Source organism: Paenibacillus sp. E194, assembly GCF_000935845.1.
GTDB lineage: Bacteria > Bacillota > Bacilli > Paenibacillales > Paenibacillaceae > Paenibacillus_B > Paenibacillus_B alvei_B.
The window spans coordinates 1-5,407 of record NZ_JMDX01000324.1; the positions used below are offsets into that span (position 1 = coordinate 1).

Below are 5,407 nucleotides of genomic sequence, written 5' to 3' on the forward strand. Positions count from 1 at the left end.
CTTGCGAAAGATCGATTTGCTTCGGAGACAGGACATCGTATAGTTGTATCGAATTTCCCTCTTCCATAAAGATAACGACTGCATCTAATTCTTCATCGAAATACAAATCGCTCTCAAACACATGCAAGCAATACCAAGAGAAGATTCCTTCTGCACGAATGGCATCACACGTCGAATATCTGACGCTCCGTGAAGCATAGTATCGCATGACAAGCTCCCAGTCCTGAACGTCCATTACGTTCAGCTTCCGCATGTGAGGACGATCGCTGTGTGCCTCTAGCGTATTTATCACGGAGTAGAATTCCGGTTCTTGTACTCTATGGAAGCCAAACTTCGGATAGAAATCGAGAACCGTTCGATTCGCATATAAGTACATAAAGCTGCATTTTTGCTGATACTCTTCGATTACGATTTCCATTAGCTTTCTCGACAATCCTTGATTCCGATACGCTTCATCCGTCATGACCGTGCCGATCATAATGGCTTCATGAATCTCATTTTTTATAACGATATCCATTACATTAACTGATACATTCGCAACGACTCTATCTCCATCGACATAGGAATAACAAATATATCGATCATTCCAGCATCCTCGCTGATACCAATCTTCAAACTGAATGCCGAACGATCGCTGCGCCAATGCATTGAAGCTTACACGGTATTTCTCGATATCCTTATAATCCTTAATGAATATGAGTTCACTCATTATAACTCTCCCTTTATCACCTTGTTGATATACCAGCTAAATATGAACAGCAGTGGGGAGTAATAAAGTAGATCAAAGAGGATTAGGGGCGACTGTCTATCCGCCAAGCAAGCGTAAATCCACCTTGAAGCTTAGCCCCTGTTACCGTCACATCATAGATCTCAGATTTCTGAGCATGAAGCTTCACCGAGTTGTCCCCATCAGGCTCCATTCCGACGTGGTTCCCTCGCTCATCCTTTATATGAAAACCGTACCCTCCGCCATTCTTGTTTCTAATGTGAATGGATAGTGTTATCTTATCACCGCGGTTGACATGTATCGGGATTTCATGCTTTCCATGGAAATAATCAAAAGCAGCTGTATACGTATTCGCGGTGCGCTTCTCAACCCAGTTGCTTTTCGTTGTGAAATCAATATTTGCAATCAGTAGGAGAACGGAGGGGATAACGAGTGAGAAGAGATATGGGGCAAACTTCCTGCCGCGTTTAAATGGAAAAGCATATGTCCCCCAGAAAAAGAAAAGGGCGAAGAACGAGCCGAACATTCCAAAGAGCAATGAGCTCATGCTCACTTCCATTCCTAGAAAAAAGAGATTTCCCGCTATCGCGTGCAGCAGAATACGTAACAGCACCTTCAGCCTTCTCAGCTTGATCGTTATTAGATCAATGATCACCGAACATGCAATTCCATACCCAAAGAAAACTTTCCAGTAGGCAGCGTTGGCAAACTGTTCTGAATACGTGTACATATCCAGCTTCGTCAATACAAACATAGCGAAGAAAACGAACAAAGAGAAGCCTGCACCTGACAGCTTGGAAAGGACATATGCTGAATATCGATCCCATCTTGGCTTCTCCATTTTCATCCCAGCATTCATGAACAATCCGGTTCGCCTCCTCAACCAATTGATGCAACACCGATTGAAATCCTAGCTCTCTTTAATCTACATATACCTTGTTTTCCATCCATATAATCTTTGAATGCATCTCTATACTGCTCAATTCATGAAGTCATGAACTCGGCTCAAATTGATACTTTGCCATCATCTCTCCCCAATCCGCTAACCCTTGCTCAACAAAACCAACACTCGCATACAAACGCTTCGCTCTTTCATTTTCAGGATTGTAACTAATAAAGACCACTTCTGTTCGATCCTCCTTGGATCTAAGCTCATCCATTAACAACTGCAGGGCCTGCTTGCCATAACCTCTGCTCTGATGCTTCTCATCGATCATGAACCGATAGATCCAGTAGTTGCCGTCATCCGCATCTAGTCCATACATCGTAAAGCCTATCATTTGTTCATCCTCATATATGGCCTGCGCCACGAACCCCGGCAAAAATTGCACTTCTGCTATGGAGTACAGATTAGAAGCTATAAACTTGCTTTGTTCCTCCGAAGGACGAAGGTCGATGCTCTCTTCCCAATTGTCCTGATCAATATTTCTTAACGTAATCATTGATGAATGCCCTCCCGATTATTTAGTCGTTCTTCCATAATTGCATGCAAATCGCGATTGTTGACGATGACAACCCTCTTGTCGCTATAGGCATCCGTAAGATTCATTATCGCTGGCAGACTAACTGAATAGTAATCTTTATTCCAGACGAACAGCATCGTATATAGGTTATGCAGAGTCTGCCTATAGTTGGACGATTCAACTCGGAGCCTTGTCCGTATAAATCTGCGCACGACCCTATATTGAGTCGCCAGCTTATTCGGCTTAATAATCACGATGATGTCAGCTTGTCGGAAGGTATCCATTCCCCACTTGTAATGAACACCTTCAATAATCCACGAGTCCTGTCTCAAGATATCCATTAATTTAGCGTCTCTCACCTCAACAGGATTGCGCCGCTGCACCTCCGTCCGATTCCATACGAGATTATCCAGCTCGTAGTACGGAGTATTGTATTTCCTCGATAATTCCTTGGCTATGTATGTCTTGCCACTGCCACAAGGACCAATGATGCGAATTTTCAAGTTCTCCCTCATTTCTTGGTAGGGGTAATATCGATTCGATCGACTATTAGTAATGCCAGAGCTTATTAACTCGTAGAACTCGCATATCCTGAAGCTCAAGCTTATAGATATCCGGCATTGTCATGGAGATCCAGAACTCGAATCCATAAGCCGGATCAAAGTAATTCAACATCAACGTCATAATGTCCCCGTGTGTCCCAAATACAATATGCTGTCCTGCATACTCGCTTATCAATCCTTGAAGTACAGCAACTGCTCTTCGCTGAGCGTTACGGCTTGATTCTCCATCAGGAAAAGAAAAATGGAAGTCTGCGTACACCTTACGTTTTGCCTCTTGGAAGCTCAACCCTTCAAATGCACCAATTTGCCGTTCTCTCAAATCTTCGTATATGTGTATAGGACGATTCAAAAAATCAGCAAGCGGCTGAATCGTTTGAATCGCCCGAGCATACGGGCTTGATACAAATACATCAATCGGGATAAGCTGCATCAATTTGGCGAGCTTCATTGCATCCTGTTCTCCTGCAGCAGTTATTCCCCTTGAGCGCTCTTCCCCATCAACATATGGTGATTCACAATGCCTCACAAAGTAGAGTGTAGTCGTCAAATCATCTCACCTCATTCTATTTGTAAGTTCAGGCGATGCCAGTTGTTTTTGGTATAGGAACGCAATTCTGATTACGGTTATTCGATTCGCCCAATTCATCAATAGCCCTCCCTCAGTGATTGAGAACTACACTATAAATGCAACTCCATCGGGTCATTGCATAGACTGTACCCGTTCCGTTCATAGAAGCGAATGCTCCATTCACTAGGCCATACGAGGATGAACTCATGCTCCTGCTGCTTCGACCAAGCCTCTATCTCCTTCATCAACCTGCTTCCAATCTGGTTGCCGCGATGCTCTGGTACGGTATATACATTCGTCATATATACAAATGGATTTGTCTTCCGCCCAGGTCGAGGGACTTTGTGAATCAATTTCAAGTAGATGTGGGAGATGACGCTGCCATCTAATTCAGCGACCCAAATAAACCAGTTTCCCTCTTTCATTGCTTCTAGTAGAAAGAAACGGCACTCCTTGTAAAAATCTTCGTATAGTTCCTCTCCAACCTTCTCTTCGTTATACTCATTCGTGAAGTCCCATCGCATTCGAATGAGCTGATCAATATCTTGTTCGCCGGTCTAATCTCATATTCATCTCGAGGTTCTCTCCTTATCATGACAAGACCCAACCAAAAAACGAGTTTTCAGTCGGGCCATATGGTGTCTTACTACACAGGATCATATTCCATTATTATACACTCCAATTGTCATTTCAGGTAGAAGGGTTACGTTCAACTTCAATTTCTTGGACGAATGCGGCTGTTCCTTCAATGAAGACAAGAATATATTCATTTATATAATCATAATCGACCACAAAGAGAGCTAAAGAAGCTGCCGCCAGTAGAGTACCGACGACAGCTTGCTGCTTAGGTATTTTTTTCTATGTCGTGCTGGTTTTGTTGAAGTTCATTTTGAATTGTTGCTAGTTCAACGTAACTATAAATTCCGAGTTCGGCACGCCAGCAAATACAACCGTTCCGTTCTTCGGCAGTTTTACTTTGTTATTTCCGCTCACAACAGTAAAGTTGATACATACTCCCTTCTCATCATACACCGCGAACGAACTCTTCGATGGCAAGGACACGGACATCGAGTTCCCTGCTGCCGCTTGCGGGATCGCAAACCATTTCGCATGCCCATTTGCTTGCAGTGTAACTTTCGATGATTGACCTGCATCAAGCGGTTTTACCTTGGATTCACTTACATATAAGAAGCCGGCCATTTCCATATATTCATTTCCATCTTCTGTATAGAAACGAGCTTCCGCCGTATCACGCCCATCCATCACGGGAATCTGGAGCTGATGTGCCGCGGTGTTCGGACCTGTAATTTTTTTGCTGTCCCAATAGCCTTCCTTGACAGTAATTTGTGTGGTAAGAGGCACTAGTTGTTTAAGATAGTTCATAGAACTAAATTTCTCGTTAACAAGATAGAACTTGCCGCCTTCCCGCTTCGCCCATGCAGCAGCGGTTTTCTTCGACAGCACATTATTTTCTAGCTTCTCGGCTAAATAGTTAGTCATTGCAATTTGCCCCAAGCCCGGCGATAATTCATAGGTGCTCTCTCTCAAATAAGTTCTTCCATTCTTCTCGGTGACGAAGTTGAGCTTGGAGGTACCCTTTTCATTAATAAAGCTTCCATCCGCCGTATATACATATTTTTCTTCTGGCTTAAATGGTAAGAACAGTTCTCCCTTCTTCGTAATTTCTATTTTGAATTGACTGTAGCTATTCCCGTAATATCCTGCTTTCTTTGCCACGTTCTGAGGCATCTTGGCCTTGACTGGCTTGCCGAAGGATTTGTCCGGCTTTATCTCCTTAATTGTACTCTTCTCTTTAAGCGCGGTGAGCAGTAATTCAGTTGCCACCATTTGATTTGTAAGGCTGCTGCCGCCGGATGACAACACAGCCGCTGCCATCTTCTGTTCTGGAAGCACGACCAGTGCAGCATGTTGCAGTAACGTGTCCCCACCCTTAGCCAAGGCCTTTATCCCATATCTGTTAAATGGATATAGTTCCACACTGTCCCATCCAAGACCATAGTTGAACACACTATCTCCGTCCCCCGGCCACATTCCTTTTTATATTCCTCTTGCTCCATCGCCTTGA

Annotated in this window: 7 protein-coding genes and 1 pseudogene; 1 reads left to right on the forward strand and 7 read right to left on the reverse strand. The window is 43.7% G+C overall.

The genetic code is table 11. The features are described from left to right. From AZ66_RS26350 to AZ66_RS26375, 6 genes are all read right to left on the reverse strand, one after another. Window positions 1-709 (reverse strand): GNAT family N-acetyltransferase (locus AZ66_RS26350; protein WP_044357606.1); only part of this gene is annotated, 709 nt, incomplete at its 3' end. Window positions 710-791: 82 nt separating this feature from the next. Then, the gene (locus AZ66_RS26355; protein ID WP_044357608.1) at window positions 792-1,592 is read right to left on the reverse strand and encodes a hypothetical protein; all 801 of its coding nucleotides are present in this window, start codon (window positions 1,590-1,592) and stop codon (window positions 792-794) included. A gap of 127 nt (window positions 1,593-1,719) precedes the next feature. Beyond that, window positions 1,720-2,169, reverse strand: coding sequence for a GNAT family N-acetyltransferase (locus AZ66_RS26360; protein WP_021257913.1), 450 nt, complete (start codon window positions 2,167-2,169; stop codon window positions 1,720-1,722). Next, window positions 2,166-2,693 (reverse strand): AAA family ATPase, encoded by a 528-nt coding sequence (locus AZ66_RS26365; protein ID WP_082061748.1) that lies wholly within the window; start codon window positions 2,691-2,693, stop codon window positions 2,166-2,168. Before AZ66_RS26365 ends, AZ66_RS26360 begins: the two co-directional genes overlap by 4 nt. Window positions 2,694-2,739: 46 nt before the next feature. Continuing rightward, window positions 2,740-3,279: a histidine phosphatase family protein gene (locus AZ66_RS26370; protein ID WP_231587063.1), complete on the reverse strand. Its 540-nt coding sequence runs from the start codon at window positions 3,277-3,279 to the stop codon at window positions 2,740-2,742. Window positions 3,280-3,431: 152 nt separating this feature from the next. After that, window positions 3,432-3,845 carry a GNAT family N-acetyltransferase gene (locus AZ66_RS26375; RefSeq protein ID WP_044357614.1) on the reverse strand — a complete coding sequence of 138 codons (414 nt, stop codon included), beginning with the start codon at window positions 3,843-3,845 and terminating at the stop codon, window positions 3,432-3,434. A 240-nt stretch (window positions 3,846-4,085) separates the two neighbouring features. Between AZ66_RS26375 and AZ66_RS33960 the strand changes: the two genes are divergently transcribed. Next, complete coding sequence (locus AZ66_RS33960; RefSeq protein WP_082061749.1) at window positions 4,086-4,169, forward strand: IS3 family transposase; 84 nt, start codon at window positions 4,086-4,088, stop codon at window positions 4,167-4,169. Window positions 4,170-4,221: 52 nt separating this feature from the next. Here the strand turns inward: AZ66_RS33960 and AZ66_RS26380 are convergent. Continuing rightward, window positions 4,222-5,407, reverse strand: a pseudogene (locus AZ66_RS26380) (serine hydrolase); the annotation flags it as partial.